General features: G+C 70.2%; 1 protein-coding gene. It reads right to left on the bottom strand.

The window, feature by feature from the left end; genetic code table 11:
- Positions 1-242 (bottom strand): PrsW family intramembrane metalloprotease (locus tag HWD93_RS18815; protein WP_261647646.1); only part of this gene is annotated, 242 nt, incomplete at both ends.

The raw sequence follows: 242 nt of genomic DNA, 5'->3' as shown, positions 1-242 counted from the left end.
CCACAGCACGTGCCCGACCGGGGACAGGACCGCACGGACGACCTCAGTCTGCAGCACGGACACCAGGTCGATGCCCCGCGCGGTGATTGCCGCGTTGAACGCGTACCCCGCCGACTCGAACGCGGCGAAGCCGGCACCGAGCGTCGCCCCGAGGAGTGCTCCCTGCCCAGCCGTCTTCGGGCGGACCCGCCACCTGACGAACAGCACCAGGACGCCCTTGACGAACTCCTCGACGAGCTCGA

The organism is Curtobacterium sp. C2H10, assembly GCF_025407985.1.
Lineage (GTDB): Bacteria > Actinomycetota > Actinomycetes > Actinomycetales > Microbacteriaceae > Curtobacterium.
The sequence above is the reverse complement of the archived record's forward strand: the minus strand, read 5'-3'. Positions and strand labels throughout refer to the sequence as shown.